Raw genomic sequence first — 19,967 nt, forward strand, 5'->3', positions numbered from 1 at the left:
TCATGGCAGCTGCCGCGCGAAGTGGCGCCGCGCGGACTGCGCCTTCACGCGCAGGGCGTCGGGTTCGCCGCAGTAGTGCAGGATTTCGGCGCGGGCCGCATTGCGCAGGCGCATGGCGGCCGGCCAGTCATCCCCGTCGGGCGCCAGCGGCTGGCCGATGACGACGCTGACCGGTCCCCGGCGCGGCAGCCACTGGCCATCGCGCAGCACCGAGCGGGTGCCCCGCAGCGCAATCGGAACCACCGGGGCGCCGGCGCGGGCGGCGGCGATGAAGGCGCCCGAGCGGAAACGTTGCAGCCCGGACTCGCGGCCGAAGGTGCCTTCCGGGAACAGCAGCACCGAGCGCCCGGCGCGCACGGCCGTGACCAGCCGCGCGATGGCCTCGGATTCCCGCACGTTGTCGAAGCGGTCGATGAAGTCGGCACCGATGCTGGACAGGTAGGCGCCCGGGATGCGTTGCGCCTGCAGCTCGCGCTTGGCCACCACGCATACCGGCAGCGGCAGGGCGGCGATCAGCACGATGCCGTCCAGGTAGCTGGCATGGTTCGATACCAGCACGCAGGCGCGATCGCGCGGCAGGTGCTCCAGCCCCTGCACGAACCATGGCACCGCGGCCAGCCGCAGCAGCAGCCGGGCGGCGTGGTGGCTGAGCGCCCATCCCATGGCGGGCCGGTGCATTGCCACCGATGCCAGGCACGTCACCGGCGCCATCGCGGCGAACAACAGCCACGCGTACAGCGAGTAGGACAGGCCGGCGGCGGCATGCCGGCCGCGCCGCAGCTGCGGCAGCAGCGCCTGCCAGCCGAAGCGCGCAAGCTGCAGCCATGGCGCGGCTTCGCCCTGGCCGGTGACGCCGTGCTCGAAGCGCTCGCGGCAGGCGGCGCGCCGGATCTTGCCGCTCGACGTCTTCAGGATGGTGTGCGGCGGCACCAGCACGACATGGTCCGGCGGCATGCCGAGTACATCGAGCGCGGTCTTCAGCGCCTGCCGTTGCAGCGCGCCGCGCGCCGCGGCGTCGGTGGCCGCGGTTTCCGCCATCACGACGATATGCTCGGTGCCGCTGTCGCGATCGGGGCTGCCGAACACCGCGACGCAGCCCTTGCGGATGCCGGGAATCGCGCCGATGGCCTGCTCGACTTCGTAGGGATAGAGATTGCGGCCGCCGCGCACGATGGTTTCCTTGGCGCGCCCGGTGATGTAGAGCTCGCCGTCGGCGATATAGCCGTAGTCGCCGGTGTTGAGCCAGCCGCGGTCGAAGAGCTGGCGCGTCTGCGCCGGGTTGCGGAAATAGCCGCTGGTGGCCGACGGGCCGCGGAACTGCAGCAGGCCCTCGCGCCGCTCGGGCAGTTCGCAGGCGCTGGCGTCGACGATGCGGATCTCGTGGCCCGGCAGCGGCCGGCCGCACGACGGGAACTCCATCACCTCGCGTGCGGCTGCCGCGTCTTGCCCGTCCCCCTCGGCGGGAGCGGCGGGAACAGCGCGCGCGGTGTGGACGAAGGCTTCGCGGTCGATGCGGTCGGCAGCCAAAGCGCGTCCTGGCGGCGGGAACGTCAGGCCCACCGATGCTTCCGCCAGCCCGTAGACCGGCGCCGCCGCGTGCGCGCGCAGGCCATGCCGGGCGAAGCGCGCGGTGAACCTGCGCATGGTCTGCAGGCTCACCGGCTCGGCACCGTTGAAGGCGAAGCGCCAGCTCGACAGGTCCAGCCCCGACAGATCCGCCTGCGCCAGCCGGTGCAGGCACAGCTCATAAGCGAAATTGGGCCCGCCCGACAGCGTGCCCCGGTACTTGTGGATCGCCCACAGCCAGCGTTCGGGCCGTGCCAGGAAGGTGAGCGGCGACATCACCACCAGCGGGAAGGCGTAGTACAGGCTGCCCAGCCAGGCGCCGATCAGGCCCATATCGTGATACAGCGGCAGCCAGCTGACAAAGACGTCGCGCGAGTCGACCGACAGCGCCATGCCCATGGCGCGCAGGTTGGCCAGCAGGTTGGCATGCGTCAGCACCACGCCCTTGGGCGAGCCGGTGCTGCCCGAGGTGTACTGCAGCAGCGCGATGTCATGCGCGCCCGCCATCGCATCGGCCGGCGCGGCGGCGGTGTTTTCCACTTCCCGGGGCGTCAGCACGCTTTGCAGCGTGCCGGTGCCGGCCTTGAGCAGGGTCGCGAGCGGCCGGGCCTCGGCCACCGTGATCAGGATCGGCGCCTGCGCGTTGGCCAGGATGCCGGCATGGCGCTGCAGGTGGTCGCCGATCTGCGCCAGCCGTGCCGGCGGGTAGAGCGGCACGGGTATCCCGCCTGCCATCAGGATGCCGGTGAAGCAGTAGAAGTACTCCGCGCACGTCGGCAGCATCAGCGCCACGGTGGTACCGGCGCGCACGCCGCGCGCGGCCAGGCCGGCGGCCACGCCGCAGGCGCGCCGGTGCAGCTGGGCAAAGGTGATGGGCGTATCGTCGCCTTCGCCGCCGAGCAGGATGAGGTGCGTGCGGTCGGGATGGCGGTGCAGGTGCCAGCGCAGCACGTCGGTCACCGTGGCGGCGTCTTCCGGTGCCTGCGCCGCGGCCTCCGCCGCTGCCGGGCTGAGCAGCCGCGCGGGTCCGTCTTCGGCGCCGGGCGGCAGGTCCCGGGCGGCGAGCACGGCGCGCAGCAGCGCGCGCGGCGTGTCCGCCTGGGCCAGTACCTGCTCCGGCAGGCTGACGCCGAAACGCTGCTCGATGCGGGTCAGCAGTTCGGCGCGCGTCAGGCTGTCGAAGCCCAGTTCGGCCTCGAGCGCGCTGTCCATCGAGGGCGCGTTCGCCGCCCCGGACTCGGCCTGCGGCCGCATAGCGGTAGACATCTCCCCCACGATGCCGAGCAAGGCATCCTCGTAGTTCTGCCGCGGGGGCGAGTCCTCGTTCATTCGCTTATTGCTTGGGTCCGCGCGAACCGGTGGCTGCCGCCTGCCGCGCACGGGCAAGCGGCAGCACCGACGTCGACGGTACTGGCACCCCTAAAGATAGGCGGCGTGCGGAAATTGTCGAGTGTGGTGACGCAGCGGGCACTGGCGCGCGCGCCGGTGCGGCACAGGCGGCATCCGGCATCCGCCTTCGCGGCCGCCGTCAGATGGCGATCCGCTCCATCGCCTTAAGGAAAGCGCCTGGGTCGAGCGGCTCCAGGTGGTTCCGGCCGCGCATGGCGAGGATGAAGCGCCCCACGGTCGCGGCATCGTCCAGCGGCAGGCAGGGCAGCATTGTGTCGAGCCGCGCATCGGTGGCCACCGCAACGATCGAAGGATCGCAGGGATAGTAGGGCGCGCGCCCATGCGCCGGGCGATACACCTCGAGGCGCGGAATATCCTCGCGGCGGAAGCCTTCCACCAGCGTAATATCGGCCGGCCGCAGCCGTGCCACCTGTTCGGCCAGCGTCGGCTCGGCCTCGTCGGCGAGTTCGCGCACGATGGCGTAGCGATAGGGCGAGGCTACCATCACTTCCGTGGCACCGGCCGCGCGAAAGCGCGCGCTGTCCTTGCCGGGCGGCTCGAGTTCCAGCGGATGATGGCTGTGCTTGATGACGTTGACGGTCAGGCCGTGCGCGCGAAGCCACGGCAGCAGTGCGGTAATCAGCGTGGTCTTGCCGCTGCCCGAGGTGCCGGCGATGCCGAAGATAAAGGGATTCATGTCGTGACGGATTCGGTGGGTGCCGCGGTAACGGGCAAGGGGCATACCAGCGGCAGGAAGGCATCGGCGCGTTGCGAGTAGGCCAGCAGCGCACCGGCCTGCAGGTCGAAGTACCAGCCGTGCAGCGTCAGCTCGCCGGCTTCCAGCGCGCGCTGCACGAACGGGAAGGTCTGCAGGTTGCGCAGCGACACCAGGATCGCCGCCTGTTCGCAGGCGCGCTGGCGCTGCGCCGGGCTGGCGCCGGCAAGCGTTTCCTCGACCTGCCGCCGCGCCGGTGCGGCGATGCGGACCCAGGCGCCAAGGTAGTCCGGATCCTGGCCGTCGTCGGGCGCATGGTCGCCGGCGTCGGCCGGCTGCGCCAGCAGCGCGCGGATGCCGCCGCAGCCGCCGTGGCCCATCACGATGATGCGGGCCACGCGCAGCTGCTGCACCGCGAACTGGATCGCGGCGGACACGCCATGCAGGCTGCCCTCGTGGCGGCCGGTGCAGGGCGGCACCAGGTTGCCGATATTGCGCACGGTAAACAATTCGCCCGGATCGCAGCCGAGCAGCAGGCCGGGATCGACGCGCGAGTCGCTGCAGCCGATCAGCAGCGTCGGCGGACGCTGGCCGGTGCGCAGCGTGTCGAACAGCCCGGGCTCGTCGTCGAAATAGCGTTGCTGGAAGCGTTCGAAGCCTTTGAGCAGATGTTCGATGTGATGCACGGCGGCCTCCGCTCGCTACTGCACCAGCGGGCTGTCGGCGCCGTCCAGCTCGATGCCTTCGATGCGGGCGCGGCCGATCAGCAGGCTGGCGTACTGCTTCCAGGCGCGGTCGCGCGCCGCCGTGGCGAGCGCGCCGGCGATGTCGCCGCGCACGGCCTCGAACGGCAGGCGGGTGCCGGGGCAGCGCTCCAGGATGCGCACGATATGCAGTCCATAACGGGTTTCGACCAACTGCGGCAAGACGCCGTCATGCTGCGCGGCAAACAGCGCGCGCTCGAACTCCGGCGCGGTCTCGCCGCGGAACACGCGGCCCAGGCGCCCGCCGTTATTGCCGCTCGGGCAGTTCGACAGCGCGCGGGCATGCTGCGCGAAGCTCGACGGATCGCCGCGCACCAGCGCCAGCGTCTGCGCCGCGATTTCGCGCAGCGCGTCCAGCGGCACGCGTGGCGTCACCTGGAACAGGATGTGGTCGGCCTCGACCCATTCGCCATCGCGAAAGCGCTCCGGACGGCTGTCGTAGTGGCGGCGGCAGCTGGCTTCGTCCGGCTCGGGGGTGCCGGCCTCGTGTTCCAGCAGCGCCATGGCGAGCGCGTCGTCGTCCTGGCCCGGCACGCTCAGGCCGATGCGTCCGGCCTCTTCGCGCACCAGCACGCGCAGGATGGCAGCGATCGTCGCCATCTTCGCAGGATTGGCGGCGTCGTGATGGTGGTCCAGTTCGCGCTCGATATCGGCGTCGCGCAGTTCCACGCCGTTGACGGTGACAGGCATCGGGTTCTCCTTGTACGGTCGCGGCGCTCAGCGGCTGCGCACCAGCTGCCAGGCGCGCCCGAGATAGCCGAGCGAGGCAAAGCCGCTCCACACATGCACCAGCCGCGTGAACGGGAAGATCACGAACAGGGTCATGCCCATGAACAGGTGCGCCTTGAACAGCAGCGGGGCATCGGCGATAAAGCCGGCGGCATCGCCGCGCAGCGTGACGATATGCTGCGCCCAGTGCATCAGCTGCACCATCATGTGGCCGTCCATATGGCCGGCCGATTCGAAGATGGTGGACAGGCCCAGCAGCAGCGTTACCAGCAGCCACAGCAGCAGCACCTTGTCGCCGGTGCGGGTCACCGCGGACACGCGCGCGTTGGTCAGGCGGCGGTGCAGCAGGATCAGCAGGCCGGCCAGGCACATGGTGCCCATCACGCCGCCGGCGGCCATCGCCACGCCCTGCTTGAAGCCGTGCGAGACGCCCAGCGCGTCCCACATCGCCACCGGGGTCAGCAGGCCCACCAGGTGCCCGAAGAACAGGCCCAGGATGCCGACATGGAACAGGATGTTGCCCGTGCGCAGGTTGCCGCGGTACAGCACCTGCGAGCTGTCGCTCTTCCAGGTGTATTGCTCGCGCTCGAAGCGCGCCAGGCTGCCGAACAGGAAGATGGCAAGCGCGATGTACGGGTAGATGCCGAAGAGGAATTGGTGGAGGGTTGCCATGGTGTTGTGTTAGCTCGGAAAAAGGCAGAAGCGACTCGACTATGGGCTTGCCTCGGTGTCTACATCTGCCAGCTGCGTTCCCCTCTCCCCTCAGGGGAGAGGGCAGGGTGAGGGATGGTTTAAGCACGGGCGCTTCGTTGAAGCTCCAGCCCTCACCCCCGCCCCTCTCCCGCAAGCGGGAGAGGGGAGAAAGCAGTCGGTCAGTGAAGGCATATCAGCAAGCCGCCGGCACCGGCGCGGTGCCGCGCGGATAGAACTTCACCGCCTGCGGACCGGTCTGCGGGGCCAGCAGCGGCTCCACGCCATCGGCGCCCGGCCCGAAGGTTTCCAGCGCCTCGTCCATGTCCCGCACCGGCGGCTCCTGCTGCGGTTGCGGCTGCACGTCGGTGAGCGTGCGCAGCACCGCGAATACGCTGGCGTAGGGACTCTGGTTGCGCGCGAGCCGGTCGCCGATCGCGGCCAGCACGTGGATGGCTTCGCCCAGCAGCTGTTCGGCGCGTGCCTCGTTGCCGTCCGCCGCGAGCGCGCCGAGGAACTCGAGGAACAGCGGCACGTAGTCGGGCAGCTCGGACGCCGCCGGCTCGAAGCCCGCGCGCCGGTACTCGTCGATCAGGTCGACCATGGCCTGGCCGCGGTCGCGGCTTTCGCCGTGCACATGCTCGAACAGGTGCAGCGAGTGCGCCGGGTTGCGGTCGAAGGTGGCGACATAGTTTTCCTGCAGCGCGATCAGCGACTCGCTGCGCAGCATCGCGGTCACCGGCGCCAGCAGCGCGCGCGCCTGCGGCCATTCGGCCAGCGCGGCGTCGATCTCGGGCATTGCGTCGAGCAGTTCCTGCTCGGGATAGCCGAGCAGGGCGCTGAGGATGGGATAGAGGGGCATGTTCTTCTCCGGTTGGTTCGCGGGCGTTCAGCTCATCACGGCCTTCTTGCGCGACTTCGGCATGTCGACGAAATGCACGCTGCCCTGCGGCTTCTTGCCGAACAGCGCGCCTTCCGAGGTGCCGCCCGAGCAGCCGTTGCCGAAGGTGAAGCCGCAGCTGGCCTTGTCGTTGAAGCTGTCCTCGACCATCTCCTTGTGCGAGGACGGGATCACGAAGCGGTCCTCGTAGTTGGCGATGGCCATGGTCTGGTACATGTCCTCGACCTGCGCCGGGGTCAGCCCCACCTGCTTCAGCACATCGAGGTCCTGCACGCCGTCGACCACCTGCGAGCGCTTGTACGCGCGCATCGCCAGCATGCGGTCCAGCGCCGACAGCACCGGCATCACGTCGCCCGCGGTCAGCAGGTTGGCCAGGTACCTGACCGGGATACGCAGGCTCTTCACGTCGGGGATGACGCCGTTCATGCCCATGTGCCCGGCTTCGGCCGCCGACTGGATCGGCGACAGCGGCGGGATGTACCAGACCATCGGCAGCGTGCGGTACTCGGGGTGCAGCGGGAACGCGACTTTCCATTCGCACGCCATCTTGTAGACCGGCGACTTGCGCGCGGCATCGAGCCAGCTTTGCGGGATGCCCTGGCGCAGCGCCTCGGCCTGCACCGACGGGTCGTGCGGATCGAGGAACAGGTCGAGCTGCGACTGGTACAGGTCGCGCTCGTCGGCCGCCGACGCGGCCTGCTCGATGCGGTCGGCGTCGTACAGCATCACGCCGAGGTAGCGGATGCGGCCGACACAGGTCTCGGAGCAGACCGTGGGCTGGCCGGCCTCGATGCGCGGATAGCAGAACAGGCATTTCTCGGCCTTGCCGCTCTGCCAGTTGAAGTAGATCTTCTTGTACGGGCAGCCCGAGATGCACATGCGCCAGCCGCGGCACTTGTCCTGGTCGACCAGCACGATGCCGTCGTCCTCGCGCTTGTAGATCGAGCCCGACGGGCACGACGCCACGCAGGCCGGGTTCAGGCAGTGCTCGCACAGGCGCGGCAGGTACATCATGAAGGTGTTCTCGAAGGTCGAGTACATCTCCTTCTGCACGTCGTCGAACAGCTTGTCGCGGCCGCGCGAGCTGAACTCGCCGCCGAGGTCGTCTTCCCAGTTCGGGCCCCACTCGATCTTTTCCATCTTGCGGCCGGTCAGCACCGAGACCGGGCGCGCGGTGGGCGGCGTCTGCGACAGCGGCGCCTTCTGCAGGTGCTCGTAGTCGTAGGTGAAGGGCTCGTAGTACTCGTCGATCGCCGGCAGGTTGGGATTGGCGAACAGGTTCGCCAGGATCTTCAGCTTGCTGCCCTGGCGCGGCTCGAGCGTGCCGTCGGCATTGCGCTTCCAGCCGCCCTGCCATTTGTCCTGGTTCTCCCATTCCTTGGGATAGCCGATGCCGGGCTTGGTTTCGACGTTGTTGAACCAGGCGTACTCGACGCCGTCGCGGCTGGTCCAGACGTTCTTGCAGGTCACGGAGCAGGTATGGCAGCCGATGCACTTGTCGAGGTTCAGCACCATGGCCACCTGGGCGCGGATCTTCATTGCGTTGCTCCTTCCTTCACACGAAACTGCGTCTTTTCCACCAGCGGCCCTTCCAGCCAGTCGACCTTCTTCATCTTGCGCAGGATCACGAACTCGTCGCGGTTGCTGCCGACGGTGCCGTAGTAGTTGAAGCCGTAGGCCAGCTGCGCGTAGCCGCCGATCATGTGGGTGGGCTTGGTCACGGCGCGCGTGACCGAGTTATGGATGCCGCCGCGCATGCCGCTGGTCTCGGCGCCGGGCACGTTCACGATCTTTTCCTGGGCGTGGTACATCAGGCACATGCCCTTGGGCACGCGCTGCGACACCACCACGCGCGCGGTCAGCGTGCCGTTGACGTTGAACACTTCGACCCAGTCGTTGTCGCGGATGCCGTTGGCCTTGGCCTCGGCTTCCGAGATCCACACGTGCGGGCCGCCGCGCGACAGCGTCAGCATGCGCAGGTTGTCCGAATACGTGGAGTGGATGCCCCACTTCTGGTGCGGCGTGATCCAGTTCAGCACCAGTTCCGGGTTGCCGTTGGGCTTCTTGCCCAGCATCGGCGCCACGGTCTTGGTGTCGATGGCCGGCTTGTACACGCACGCGCCTTCGCCGAAGTCCAGCATCCAGCGGTGGTCCTGCCAGAACTGCTGGCGGCCGGTCAGCGTGCGCCAGGGGATCAGCTCGTGCACGTTGGTGTAGCCGGCGTTGTAGCTGACCTCTTCCGATTCCAGCCCCGACCACGTCGGCGCGGAGATGATCTTGCGCGGCTGCGCCTGCACGTCGCGGAAGCGGATCTTGTCGTGCTCGCGCCCCTCGGCCAGGTGGGTGTGGTCGCGGCCGGTGATCTTCGACAGTGCTTGCCACGCCTTGACGGCGACGTGGCCGTTGGTCTCGGGCGCAAAGGTCAGGATCATCTCGGCGGCGTCGATCGCGGTTTCCAGCTTCGGGCGCCCCTGGCTCACGCCGGGCTCCGTCACCGTGTGGCTGAGCTCGCCGATTTCCTTCACCTCATGCCGGGTGTTCCAGTTGATGCCCTTGCCGCCGTTGCCGAGCTTGTCGAGCAGCGGGCCGATCGAGGTGAATTTCTTGTAGATGTCGGCGTAGTTGCGCTCGACCACCGTCATCGACGGCGCAGTCTTGCCCGGGATCAGGTCGCACTCGCCGGCCTTCCAGTCCTTCGGCTCGAACGGCTGGCCCAGCTCTCCCGGGGTGTCGTGCAGCAGCGGCGTGCAGACCAGATCCTTGCGCGTGCCCAGATAGGGGCCGGCGATCTCGCTGAATTTCTTCGCGATGGCCTTGTAGATTTCCCAGTCGGTCTTGCTTTCCCACAGCGGCTGCACGGCCTCGGACAGCGGGTGGATGAACGGGTGCATGTCGGACGTGTTGAGGTCGTCCTTCTCGTACCACGTTGCCGTCGGCAGCACGATGTCGCCATACAGGCAGGTGGTGCTCATGCGGAAGTCGAGCACGGTCAGCAGGTCGAGCTTGCCTTCTGCGGCCGGGCGCACGTTGACTTCGCTCGGCGTGATGGCGTCGTTCTCGTCGCCGAACACGGCGTTCTGCGTGCCGAGCAGGTACTTCAGGAAGTACTCATGCCCCTTGCCCGAGCTGCCCAGGATGTTCGAGCGCCACACGAACATATTGCGCGGGAAGTTGGCCGGATTGTCGGGATCGTCGCAGGCAAACTGCAGCGCGCCCGACTTCAACTGCTCGACGGTGTAGGCCACCGGGTCCTTGCCGGCGCGCTCGGCCGCGTCGACCACGTCGAGCGGATTGGCGCCGAGCTGCGGCGCCGACGGCAGCCAGCCCATGCGCTCGGATTTCGCGTTCAGGTCCAGCAGCGACAGGCCGTCGTAGCGCTTGCGGTCGGCGGTCGGGGACAGGATTTCGTCGACGGCCAGCTTCTCGTGGCGCCACTGGCTGGTGTGGTTGTAGAAGAACGAGGTGCCGTTCATCTGGCGCGGCGGGCGCGACCAGTCCAGGCCGAACGCCAGCGGCGCCCAACCGAACTGCGGGCGCAGCTTTTCCTGGCCCACATAGTGGGCCCAGCCGCCGCCGCTCTTGCCGATGCAGCCGCACATCATCAGCAGGTTGATGATGCCGCGGTAGATCATGTCGTTGTGGTACCAGTGGTTCAGCGCGGCACCGACGATCACCATGCTCTTGCCCTGGGTGCGGTCGGCGTTGTCGGCGAACTCGCGCGCCACCTGGATCACCAGGCGGGCCGGCACGGAGGTGTGCTTTTCCTGCCAGGCGGGGGTGTAGGGCACGTCGTCTTCATACGACGCCGCCACGTTGGGGCCGCCCAGGCCCTGGTCGACACCGTAGTTGGCCATCTGCAGGTCATACACGGTCGCCACCAGCGCGCTGCTGCCGTCGGCCAGCGTGATGCGGCGCGCCGGCACGCGGCGGCGCAGCAGCTCGTCGTGCTCGCCGCCGAAGTAGGGGAAGCCGACTTCCACCACCGCATCGTGGTGGCCGAGCAGCGACAGGCGCGGCTCGACCGGGCGGCCGCTGCCGCCGTCCTTCAGTTCCAGGTTCCAGCGGCCCACCTTCTCGCCATCGTTGTGCGCGGCTTCGCCCCAGCGGAAGCCGATCGAGCCGTTGGGCGCGACGATCTCGCCGGTCGCGTCGTCGACCAGCAGCGTCTTCCATTCCGGATGGTTGGCTTCGCCGAGGTTGTCGGCCAGGTGCGAGGCGCGCAGGAAGTGGTCGGGCACCAGCGTGTCGCCATGCTCGCGCAGCAGCACCAGCATCGGCATGTCGGTGTACTGCTTGATGTAGTCGCGGAAGTAGGCGGACTTGCCGCTGGCGTGGAATTCCTTGAGCACCACGTGGCCCATCGCCATCGCCAGCGCGGCATCGGTGCCTTGCTTCGGCGCCAGCCAGATATCGCCGAACTTGACCATCTCGCCGAAGTCGGACGAGACCGCGACGGTCTTGGTGCCCTTGTAGCGGACCTCGGTGTAGAAGTGGGCGTCGGGCGTGCGCGTCTGCGGCACGTTGGAGCCCCACACCATCAGGTAGGTCGAGTTGTACCAGTCCGCCGATTCTGGCACGTCGGTCTGTTCGCCCCAGATCTGCGGGCTGGCCGGCGGCAGGTCGCAGTACCAGTCGTAGAACGACAGGCAGGCGCCGCCGAGCAGGCTCAGGTAGCGCGCGCCGGCGGCGTACGAGACCATCGACATCGCCGGGATCGGCGAGAAGCCGATCACGCGGTCGGGGCCGAATTTCTTCACGGTGAAGGCGTTGGCCGCGGCGATCATTTCGGTGGCGGTGTTCCAGTCGGCGCGCACGAAGCCGCCCTGGCCACGCACGCTCTTGTAGCGCGCCGCCTTGACCGGATCCTGGCTGATCGATTCCCACGCGGCGACCGGGTCCATGGTCTTGCGGGCCTCGCGCCACATTTCCATCAGGCGGCCGCGGATCATCGGGTACTTGACGCGCTGCGCGGAATAGACGTACCAGCTGTAGGACGCGCCGCGCGGGCAGCCGCGCGGCTCATGGTTGGGCAGGTCCGGGCGCGTGCGCGGGTAATCGGTCTGCTGGGTTTCCCAGGTGATCAGGCCGTTCTTGACGTAGACCTTCCAGGAGCAGGAGCCGGTGCAGTTCACACCGTGGGTGGAGCGCACGATCTTGTCGTGCTGCCAGCGGCTGCGGTAGCCGTCTTCCCACTTGCGGTCTTCGTTCACCACCGCGCCGTGGCCGTCCGCATAGGTGGACTTGACGCGCGACATGAACTTCAGTCGATCCAGGAAATGACTCATTTGCTTGTTCTCCGCGAGGCTATTCTGCGGGGCTCCGACGGTTGCCCGGGAGCATTTGCAGGGACACCTTGAGCTTATGGGGGAGCGGGGCGGCGGCCAATTCGCTGGTGGAACAGCCGCCGGATGGCGATCGGGGGAGGCGTCGGGCGCGGACCTAGTTCCGAAGAACTAGTCCGGCCGGCAAGGCGTTCAGCAGGGCATGGGGGCGTTGCGGCGCGCGTAGTACCACCACGTCACCAGCACGCAGCTGAGATAGAAGGCGATAAAGCAATACAGCGCGGCGTCGGGCGCGCCGGTCAGCTCCAGCGAGGTGCCGAAGCTCTTGGGGATGAAGAAGCCGCCATAGGCGCCGATCGCGCCGGAGAAACCCAGCACCGCGGCGGATTCCTTGCCGGCGTCCTGCAGCGCCTGGCGTTGCGCGGCGTCGCCCTGCCCCTTGGCGGCGCGCTGGCGCTCGATCAGGAAGATCACCGGGATCATGCGGAAGGTCGAGCCGTTGCCGATGCCGGTCAGCGCGAACAAGGCGATGAAGGCCGCGAGGAAGTACGTGAAGTTGCCGCCGGCGCCGTCGTGCGGCAGCGCCGCCAGCACCGCGAACACCGACGCGATCATGCCGATGAAGGTCCACAGCGTGACGCGCGCACCGCCGAGCTTGTCGGAGATCCAGCCGCCCACGGGCCGCGTCAGCGCGCCGACCAGCGGCCCCAGGAAGGCGTAGGCGGTGGGGTTCACGCCCGCGAACTGCGACTTGGTCAGCAGCGCCAGCCCGGCCGAGAAGCCGATGAACGAGCCGAAGGTGCCGACGTACAGCCAGCACATCAGCCAGTTGTGCTTGCGCTTGAAGATCACCGCCTGCTCGGCGAACGAGGCCTTGGCGTCGGCGATGTCATGCATGCCGAACCACGCGGCCAGCGCCGACACCACGATGAACGGCACCCAGATAAAGCCGGCGTTCTGCAGCCACAGGCTGTGCGTGGCGCCGTTGGCCTGGTATTGCTGCGGCTCGCCGCCGAGCGCGCCGAATACCGCCAGCGACACCACCAGCGGCGTGACGAACTGCACCACCGACACGCCCAGGTTGCCGATGCCGGCATTCAGCCCGGTGGCCAGCCCCTTCTTCGCCTTGGGGAAGAAGAAGCTGATATTGGCCATCGACGAACTGAAGTTGGCGCCGCCCAGCCCGCACAGCAGCGCCAGCACCAGCAGCGTGGGATAGCCCGTGGACGGGTCGCGCAGCGCGAAGCCCATGCCCAGCGCGGGGATCAGCAGCAGCGCGGTGGAGATCGCCGTGAAGCGGCGGCCGCCGAACACCGGCACCAGGAAGGAATAGAAGATGCGCAGCGTGGCACCGGACAGCGCCGGCAGCGCGGTCAGCCAGAACAGCTGGTTCTTGGTGAACTGGAAGCCGGCGCGGTCGAGGTTGACCGCGACCACGCTCCACAGCATCCAGACCACGAAGGCCAGCATCAGCGCCGGGATCGAGATCCACAGGTTGCGGTAGGCGATGCGCTCGCCCTCGCTTTGCCAGAATGCCGCGTTCTCGGGCTCCCAGCGGGTGAGTACGGATGAGGTCATGATCAGTGTGCCTTGATGAAGATTGCGCGGAGGCGCAGGGTGGTCAGTGCCGCGTCAGGCCGCCTGGGTCAGGCCGACGGCCTGGGCCTTGCGCTGGCGTTCGGCGCGGTGGCTGTAGTGCATCCACACCAGGCTCACGCACACGGTGCCGTACATCAGCATGAAGCAGCTGCTGCGGATGCCGGTCAGGTCGGCCAGCATGCCGAACAGGATCGGCAGCACGAAGCCGCCGAGGCCTCCGGCCAGCCCCACCACGCCGGAGACCGCGCCGATGTTGTGGGTGAAGTCGTTGGAGATGAACTTGAACACCGAGGCCTTGCCGATGGCGAAGGCGATGCCGACCACGAACAGCAGGATGGTGAAGAGCGTGGGCGAAAGCGCGATGCGGAAGGCCTGCGGGCCGCTGGTGGTCTGGATGATGAAGTCGGTCTGCGGATAGCTGAGCAGGAAGAAGCCGACCCAGCTCACCCACATCACCCACCAGGTGGTGCGGTGCGCGCCGTAGCGGTCCGAGATCCAGCCGCCGATCGCGCGCAGCACGCCGCCCGGCAGCGAGAAGCACGCGGCGAGGAAGGCCGCCACCTTGATATCGAAGCCGTATTCGCCGATGTAGTACTTGGTCATCCACAGCGACAGGCCGACATAGCCGCCGAACACCACCGAGTAGTACTGCGAATAGCGCCACACGCGCGGGTCGCGCATCACCGCCAGCTGCTCGCGCCAGCCGACGCTGGACTTGACCATGTGCGCCGGGTCGCTGCGCGAGAACACCCAGAACAGCAGCGCGGTGGCCAGCATCGCAACGGAGTACACGCGCGGCACGATGGTCCAGGTGCCGGCGGCAAGGATCAGCGCCGGCGCGACGAACTTGGTCAGCGCGGCGCCGGAATTGCCGGCGCCGAAGATGCCCATCGCCAGCCCCTGGCGCGAGCGCGGGAACCAGCGCGCCACGTACGGCGTGCCCACCGAGAACGAGCCGCCCGCCAGGCCGACGAACAGCCCCAGCACCAGCAGCTGCCACAGCGTGGTGGCGTACGAGATCAGCCAGATCGGGATCACGGTGGCCAGCATCAGCACGAAGAACACGATGCGGCCGCCGAAGCGGTCGGTCCACAGCCCCAGCGGCACGCGGATCAGCGAGCCGCTCAGCACCGGGGTGGCGGCGAGCAGGCCGAATTCGGTGTCGTTGAGACCGAGTTGCTGTTTGAGAGGAATGCCGAGGACCGCGAACAGCATCCACACGGCAAAGCAGATGGTGAAGGCAAAAGTACTGGACGCCAGCGTCATTGCGGCGCCGGGCGGGATCGGCTCCGGCGCGCGGGATTGGGTGGCCATGGCCATGCTCCTGTGTCAACTTTGGCGGGGGTGATGCCAGAGTAGGGGCGGGCGCTGGTGCTGCCTATTCGCCGGCAGCACAGCGCACGCGCGCGCGCCGACTGCCTTTGGCAGTAGTTCTACCGGCGGAGGTCGCCGGCGCGGCAGCGGTGCTATCGTGGGAACGACCTGCGGCGCATCGCTGCGCGCCGCCGCGGCGAACCCCGCGCCGCACCCTGATTGCTCGCTCCGGCCATGGACACCATTCCCATCCTTCCCGCGCGGCGTACGCCGCCCTCCGGCAAGGCCCCCGCGGGGCCGCCGCCACGTGGCTTCGCCTTGTTTGCACTGGGGTTCCGCCCGTTCTACCTGGGCGGCGCGGTGTTTGCCGCGCTGGCGCTGGCGGCGTGGTCGGCGATGCTGGCGGGCATGCCCGCGGTCGGCCCGGCAGCGGCGCTGCCGGCGATGTTCTGGCATGCGCACGAGATGGTGTTCGGCTTTGCCGCGGCCATCGTGGTGGGCTTCCTGTTCACCGCCGGGCGGGCCTGGACCGGGCAGCCGACGCCGACCGGCGCCGCGCTGGCGGCGCTGTTCGGGCTGTGGGTGGCGGGGCGCGCGGGCCTGTGGCTGGCACCGGGCATCGCGGCCTTCGTGATCGAAGCCGCGTTCCTGCCGCTGGCGGCGCTGGCGTTCACGCGCACGCTGGTGCGCGCCGGCAACCGCCGCAACTATCCGCTGGCGCTCGCGCTATGGCTGCTGGCGCTGGCCGACATGGCCAGCCTGTGGCTGCAGGCACGCGGCCATGATGCCGGTGCGATGCTGGCGTGCCGCGCCGGCGTGGCCCTGGTGACGCTGTTCGTGGTGGTGATCGGCGGGCGCGTGATCCCGATGTTCACCACCAATGCGATTCCGGGCTTCCGCCTGCGCCAGTACCGGCAGGTGGATCGCCTGGCGATTCCCGCGGCCGTGCTGGGGCTGGCGGCTGGCCTGCTGCCCGTGCCCGCATGGCTGGCGGCGGCGCTGTCGCTGCTGGCGGCGCTGGTGCTGGGCGTGCGCGTGGCGGGGTGGCGCGGGTATGCGGTCGGCAACCGGCCGATCCTGTGGGTGCTGCACTTGGCCTATGCATGGCTGCCGGTGGCGCTGCTGCTGCAGGCGCTCGGTGCGCTGGGGCTGGTGATGGCCGGGCTGGCGACGCACGCGTTCACGGTGGGCGTGCTGGGCGTGGCGATCATCGCCATGATCACCCGCACCGCACTGGGCCACACCGGCCGCATGCTGGTGGCCGGCCGCGCCGAGACCGCGGCGTACTGGCTGGTAGCCGCGGCGGCGGTGTTGCGCGTGTTCGGGCCGATGGCCTGGCCCGCCGGCTACCTGCATTGGGTGTGGGGCGCGGGCGCGTGCTGGGTGGCGGGCTTCGGACTCTATGCGCTGACGTATGCGCCGCGGCTCGCGCGCCCGCGCGTCGACGGCAAGCCGGGCTGAGTCCCTGGAGTTCAGGGGCAGGCCTGCGCCATCGGCGCGCGCGTGCGGGCGCCTTGTTCCAGCTTCACGCTCAGCCACGCCACCGCCAGCGCCGCCATCGGCGCCAGTGCTGCAACCCAGGGCAGTGCCGTGAGCCCCGGCCCGTGGTCGACCACCACCCCGCCCAGCCACGCACCCAGGCCATTGCCCAGGTTGAACGCGGCGATATTGAAGCTCGATGCCAGGTTTTCGCCGGCGCCGCGGGCGTGGCGCAGCACGCGCAGCTGCAGCGGCGACACCGTGGCAAAGGCCGCGACGCCCAGGATGCCGACGAAGGCCACCACCAGCACCTGGCTGTGGATGGCCAGCGTCATCGCCGCCAGCACCAGCGTCAGCGCCGCCAGCGTGGCCAGCACCGCGCGCGTCGGCGCGCGGTCGGCAAAGCGCCCGCCCAGCACGTTGCCGACGATCATGCCGGCACCGAACAGCAGCAGGATCGGCGACACCGCCGCCTCGCCAAAGCCGGACACGCGCGTCAGCAGCGGCTGCACGTAGGTGATCACGGCGAAGATGCCCATCGACTGCAGCACCGTCATCGACAGCCCCAGCAGCACCTGCGGGCGGCCGATGGTGGCCAGCTCGTCGCGCAGCGCCACGCGCGCGCCGTGGTCCTGGCTTTTCTGCACCAGCAGCGCGATCACCGCCAGCGACAGCAGGCCGACCAGCGTCATCGCCCAGAAGGTCGAGCGCCAGCCCAGGTGCAGGCCCAGCCAGGCGCCGGCGGGCATGCCCAGCAGCGTGGCCAGGGTCAGGCCCGAGAACATCACCGAAATCGCCGAGGCACGGCGGTGTTCCGGCACCAGCCCGGTGGCGACCACCGCGCCGACGCCGAAGAAGGTGCCATGCGTGAGCGAGGTCAGCACGCGCGCGATCATCAGCGTGGTGTAGTCGGGCGCCAGCGCGCAGGCGGCGTTGCCGACGGTATAGATCACCATCAGCGCCAGCAGCACCGCCTTGCGCGGCATGCGGCGCGTCAGCAGCGTCAGCACCGGCGCGCCGGCGAACACGCCCAGCGCGTAGCCGGAGACCAGCATGCCGGCGGCGGCGATGGTCACCTGCAGGTCGGCGGCAACCTGCAGCAGCAGGCCCATGATCACGAATTCGGCGCAGCCGATGCCGAAGGAGCCGGCGGTCAGCGCGTACAGCGCCAGCGGCAAGCGGCCGCTGGCAGGGGCGGTAACGGTGGAATGAGCGGAAGCCATGGTGGGGACGGGCGCAAGGGTAAGGAAGCCCGCAGTCTGGCCCTTTTCGGCTTCAGTAAAAACCGGCATGATCCATAATCAGTTTCAATAAATTCTTGAGAATCATGGACCGGATCGGCGATATCGGCCTGTTTCTGCGCGTGCTCGACCTGGGCTCGATCAGTGCCGCGGCACGCAGCCTGGACCTGTCGGTGGCGGTGGCCAGCCAGCGCCTGCAGCGGCTGGAGCGCGAGCTGGGCGTGCGCCTGCTGCATCGCACCACACGCCAGCTGCACGCCACCCCGGAGGGCGCCGTGCTGGCCGAACAGGGGCGCGCGCTGGTGGATGACCTGGAAGCGCTGGGCGCGTCGCTGCGGCAGGCCGGCACCGGCATTACCGGCACCTTGCGGGTGACGACGTCGTCGTCGTTCGGGCGGCTCTATGTCTCGCCGCTGCTGCCGGAATTCCTGGCGCGGCACCCGGGGGTATCGCTCAGCGTCAACCTGAGCGACCACGTGCTGGACCTCGTCAGCGCCGGCTTTGACCTGGCGATCCGCATCGGCGCGCTCGACGATTCGGCGCTGGTCGCGCGCCGGCTCGCCAACAACCGGCGCCTGCTGTGCGCGTCGCCGGATTACCTGCGCCGGCGCGGCACGCCGCGCACGCCGCAAGACCTGGCACGGCACGATTGCCTGCTGCTGGTCGGCAGCCAGGGACGGCAGGACGTGTGGCGGCTGGGCGATGGCGCCGGCGGCGAAATTGCCGTGCGCGTGCGCGGCCGGATCGAGGCCAACACCGGCGAGCTGCTGTCCGACGCGGCGCTGGCCGGCTTCGGCATCGCACTGCATTCGGCCTGGCATGTCTGCGCCGACCTGCACGCCGGCCGGCTGGTGCAGGTGCTGCCCGACTACCCGCTGGCTGACACCGGCATCTACGCGGTGATGCCGCAGCGGCGGCTGGTGCCGCCGCGCGTGCGCGCCTTTGTCGATTTCCTGGCCGAGCGCTTTGGCGAGAACCCGCCGTGGGAACGGCTGCGCGGCGGGTGAGCGCGGTTTCCCGCTACGCCGGCGGCTGTACCGCGGGCGTGGCGTGGCGCCGGTAGTCGCCCGGCGTCATGCCGGTCCAGCGGCGGAACGCGCGGAAGAACGAGTTGGCATCGTCGAAGCCGAGCCGGAACGCGATCTCGCCGAGCGACAGCGCGCCTTCGCTCAGGTAATGGCCGGCCAGCTCGCGCCGGGCGTCTTCGCACAGCGTGCGGAAGCTGGTGCCGGCGGCCATCAGCCGGCGCTGCAGCGTGCGCTCGCTGATGTCGAGGTGGCGCGCCACCGCGGCCAGGCTCAGGGCGCGGTCGCCGGCCAGCTGCTGCAGGGCGCTGCGCACATCGTAGAGCGAGGCCGCGGCCGGACGCAGGTCGCGGCTGGCAGCGGGCGCCGCGGGGCTGGAGCGGTCGCGTGCCACCAGCCGCAGCGCCAGGTCGCGGCGGCCGAACACGATCGCGTCTTCCGGCTCGCCGAAGCGCACCGGGCAGTCGAAGGCCTCGGTATAGCGCAGGTGCCAGGCCGGGCGGCCGATGCGCAGCGACACCCGCAGCGGATGCAGCGGCTTGCGCGTGAAGCGCCGGCCAAAGGCCAGCAGCGAGCACAGCTCCATGTCGATGCGCGGCCGGCTGTCGGGCGCCTCGGGGTCGCTCGGGCGGATGCAGACCCAGGCTTCGTCGCCCTGGCGGCGCAGCTCGACGCGGTCGCCGGCGAGCAGCTTCTGGTAGCGCGCGATGCGCCGCAGGGCCGTGCCCAGCGACGGGCCGGCCATGGCGGGCAGGCCGGCCAGGCCGAGCAGGTCGGGCGGCATCCGGCTGCCCAGCCATAGCCCGATGGCGGGGTCGCCGGTGGCGTGATAGACGGCCAGCAGCAGGTGGATGGCCTGTTGCGGGTCGGCCGCATGCGCGGCGGGTTGGTGGTCGCAGGAGTCGGAGCCGGTATCGGATTCCGGGGCAGGCGCGAGTGCCGATACGTCGTAACCGCCTTCACGCAGCGCGTGCAGCAGGTCACGAGGCAACGGCCCGGCCTGGATAGGCTCTTGTTGTGGCATCGTCGTTTTCTGGCTGGCAAGGTGGCGCAAGTGCGCCCGTGCAGCCCCCGGTACGAAAGAGATTACGCGGTGACGATGGCCCCTTCAAGGGCGCGGGACGGCCGGAAGTGTGCGCCAGGCAGCTTTACTGGGCCGCGGCGGCGGCTTGACGGCGGCGCGTGCCGCGCCGCTGCTGGCCTGGCGGGCCGCTGCAACCCGTTGCTTAAATTTTGGGCAGTCCGGTGCGCTGGCGCACAGACCGGGGTTTTC

General features: G+C 69.3%; 14 protein-coding genes. 2 read left to right on the forward strand and 12 right to left on the reverse strand.

The features are described from left to right. From LIN44_RS25195 to LIN44_RS25240, 10 genes are all read right to left on the reverse strand, one after another. Entirely contained in the window at nt 1–2,895 is a 2,895-nt protein-coding gene (locus LIN44_RS25195; RefSeq protein ID WP_227314976.1) for an AMP-binding protein, read from the reverse strand. A gap of 199 nt (nt 2,896–3,094) precedes the next feature. Further along, nucleotides 3,095–3,652, reverse strand: a complete 558-nt coding sequence (gene mobB, locus LIN44_RS25200; protein WP_227314977.1) for a molybdopterin-guanine dinucleotide biosynthesis protein B — start codon at nt 3,650–3,652, stop codon at nt 3,095–3,097. After that, nucleotides 3,649–4,356 carry a carbonic anhydrase gene (locus LIN44_RS25205; protein ID WP_227314978.1) on the reverse strand — a complete coding sequence of 236 codons (708 nt, stop codon included), beginning with the start codon at nt 4,354–4,356 and terminating at the stop codon, nt 3,649–3,651. The genes mobB and LIN44_RS25205 overlap by 4 nt, the downstream gene beginning before the upstream one ends. Before the next feature lie 15 nt (nt 4,357–4,371). Beyond that, nucleotides 4,372–5,124, reverse strand: coding sequence for a peptidylprolyl isomerase (locus tag LIN44_RS25210; protein ID WP_227314979.1), 753 nt, complete (start codon nt 5,122–5,124; stop codon nt 4,372–4,374). Between the two features lie 27 nt (nt 5,125–5,151). Further along, nucleotides 5,152–5,835 carry a respiratory nitrate reductase subunit gamma gene (gene narI / locus LIN44_RS25215; protein WP_227314980.1) on the reverse strand — a complete coding sequence of 228 codons (684 nt, stop codon included), beginning with the start codon at nt 5,833–5,835 and terminating at the stop codon, nt 5,152–5,154. Between the two features lie 214 nt (nt 5,836–6,049). Further along, on the reverse strand, nt 6,050–6,715 hold the full coding sequence (gene narJ, locus LIN44_RS25220; protein ID WP_227314981.1) for a nitrate reductase molybdenum cofactor assembly chaperone: 666 nt from the start codon (nt 6,713–6,715) through the stop codon (nt 6,050–6,052). A 27-nt stretch (nt 6,716–6,742) separates the two neighbouring features. Then, entirely contained in the window at nt 6,743–8,293 is a 1,551-nt protein-coding gene (gene narH / locus LIN44_RS25225) for a nitrate reductase subunit beta (protein ID WP_227314982.1), read from the reverse strand. Then, on the reverse strand, nt 8,290–12,039 hold the full coding sequence (locus LIN44_RS25230; protein WP_227314983.1) for a nitrate reductase subunit alpha: 3,750 nt from the start codon (nt 12,037–12,039) through the stop codon (nt 8,290–8,292). Before LIN44_RS25230 ends, narH begins: the two co-directional genes overlap by 4 nt. A 189-nt stretch (nt 12,040–12,228) precedes the next feature. Beyond that, nucleotides 12,229–13,614, reverse strand: a complete 1,386-nt coding sequence (locus tag LIN44_RS25235; RefSeq protein ID WP_227314984.1) for a NarK family nitrate/nitrite MFS transporter — start codon at nt 13,612–13,614, stop codon at nt 12,229–12,231. Nucleotides 13,615–13,668: 54 nt separating this feature from the next. Beyond that, nucleotides 13,669–14,949 carry a nitrate/nitrite transporter gene (locus LIN44_RS25240; protein WP_227314985.1) on the reverse strand — a complete coding sequence of 427 codons (1,281 nt, stop codon included), beginning with the start codon at nt 14,947–14,949 and terminating at the stop codon, nt 13,669–13,671. A gap of 234 nt (nt 14,950–15,183) precedes the next feature. On the opposite strand from LIN44_RS25240, the gene LIN44_RS25245 reads away from it, so the two are divergent. Beyond that, nucleotides 15,184–16,410: an NnrS family protein gene (locus tag LIN44_RS25245; protein ID WP_227314986.1), complete on the forward strand. Its 1,227-nt coding sequence runs from the start codon at nt 15,184–15,186 to the stop codon at nt 16,408–16,410. A gap of 11 nt (nt 16,411–16,421) precedes the next feature. On the opposite strand, the gene LIN44_RS25250 is transcribed toward LIN44_RS25245, so the two are convergent. Continuing rightward, a complete protein-coding gene (locus tag LIN44_RS25250; RefSeq protein WP_227314987.1) occupies nt 16,422–17,651 on the reverse strand; it encodes an MFS transporter in 1,230 nt (409 codons plus the stop codon). Between the two features lie 104 nt (nt 17,652–17,755). Here LIN44_RS25250 and LIN44_RS25255 point away from each other — a divergent pair, with 104 nt between their 5' ends. Continuing rightward, on the forward strand, nt 17,756–18,676 hold the full coding sequence (locus LIN44_RS25255; protein ID WP_227314988.1) for a LysR family transcriptional regulator: 921 nt from the start codon (nt 17,756–17,758) through the stop codon (nt 18,674–18,676). Nucleotides 18,677–18,689: 13 nt separating this feature from the next. On the opposite strand, the gene LIN44_RS25260 is transcribed toward LIN44_RS25255, so the two are convergent. Further along, nucleotides 18,690–19,718, reverse strand: a complete 1,029-nt coding sequence (locus LIN44_RS25260; protein ID WP_227314989.1) for an AraC family transcriptional regulator — start codon at nt 19,716–19,718, stop codon at nt 18,690–18,692. Nucleotides 19,719–19,967: the final 249 nt, after the last annotated feature.

This window comes from Cupriavidus sp. MP-37 (assembly GCF_020618415.1).
GTDB lineage: Bacteria > Pseudomonadota > Gammaproteobacteria > Burkholderiales > Burkholderiaceae > Cupriavidus.

Excerpts from the sequence above, each read along its gene's own strand:
- LIN44_RS25195 (WP_227314976.1), bottom strand. The coding sequence starts at position 2,895 with ATGAACGAGGACTCGCCCCCGCGGCAGAACTACGAGGATGCCTTGCTC.
- mobB (WP_227314977.1), bottom strand. The coding sequence starts at position 3,652 with ATGAATCCCTTTATCTTCGGCATCGCCGGCACCTCGGGCAGCGGCAAG.
- LIN44_RS25210 (WP_227314979.1), bottom strand. The coding sequence starts at position 5,124 with ATGCCTGTCACCGTCAACGGCGTGGAACTGCGCGACGCCGATATCGAG.
- narI (WP_227314980.1), bottom strand. The coding sequence starts at position 5,835 with ATGGCAACCCTCCACCAATTCCTCTTCGGCATCTACCCGTACATCGCG.
- narJ (WP_227314981.1), bottom strand. The coding sequence starts at position 6,715 with ATGCCCCTCTATCCCATCCTCAGCGCCCTGCTCGGCTATCCCGAGCAG.
- narH (WP_227314982.1), bottom strand. The coding sequence starts at position 8,293 with ATGAAGATCCGCGCCCAGGTGGCCATGGTGCTGAACCTCGACAAGTGC.
- LIN44_RS25230 (WP_227314983.1), bottom strand. The coding sequence starts at position 12,039 with ATGAGTCATTTCCTGGATCGACTGAAGTTCATGTCGCGCGTCAAGTCC.
- LIN44_RS25235 (WP_227314984.1), bottom strand. The coding sequence starts at position 13,614 with ATGACCTCATCCGTACTCACCCGCTGGGAGCCCGAGAACGCGGCATTC.
- LIN44_RS25240 (WP_227314985.1), bottom strand. The coding sequence starts at position 14,949 with ATGGCCACCCAATCCCGCGCGCCGGAGCCGATCCCGCCCGGCGCCGCA.
- LIN44_RS25245 (WP_227314986.1), top strand. The coding sequence starts at position 15,184 with ATGGACACCATTCCCATCCTTCCCGCGCGGCGTACGCCGCCCTCCGGC.
- LIN44_RS25250 (WP_227314987.1), bottom strand. The coding sequence starts at position 17,651 with ATGGCTTCCGCTCATTCCACCGTTACCGCCCCTGCCAGCGGCCGCTTG.
- LIN44_RS25255 (WP_227314988.1), top strand. The coding sequence starts at position 17,756 with ATGGACCGGATCGGCGATATCGGCCTGTTTCTGCGCGTGCTCGACCTG.
- LIN44_RS25260 (WP_227314989.1), bottom strand. The coding sequence starts at position 19,718 with ATGCCACAACAAGAGCCTATCCAGGCCGGGCCGTTGCCTCGTGACCTG.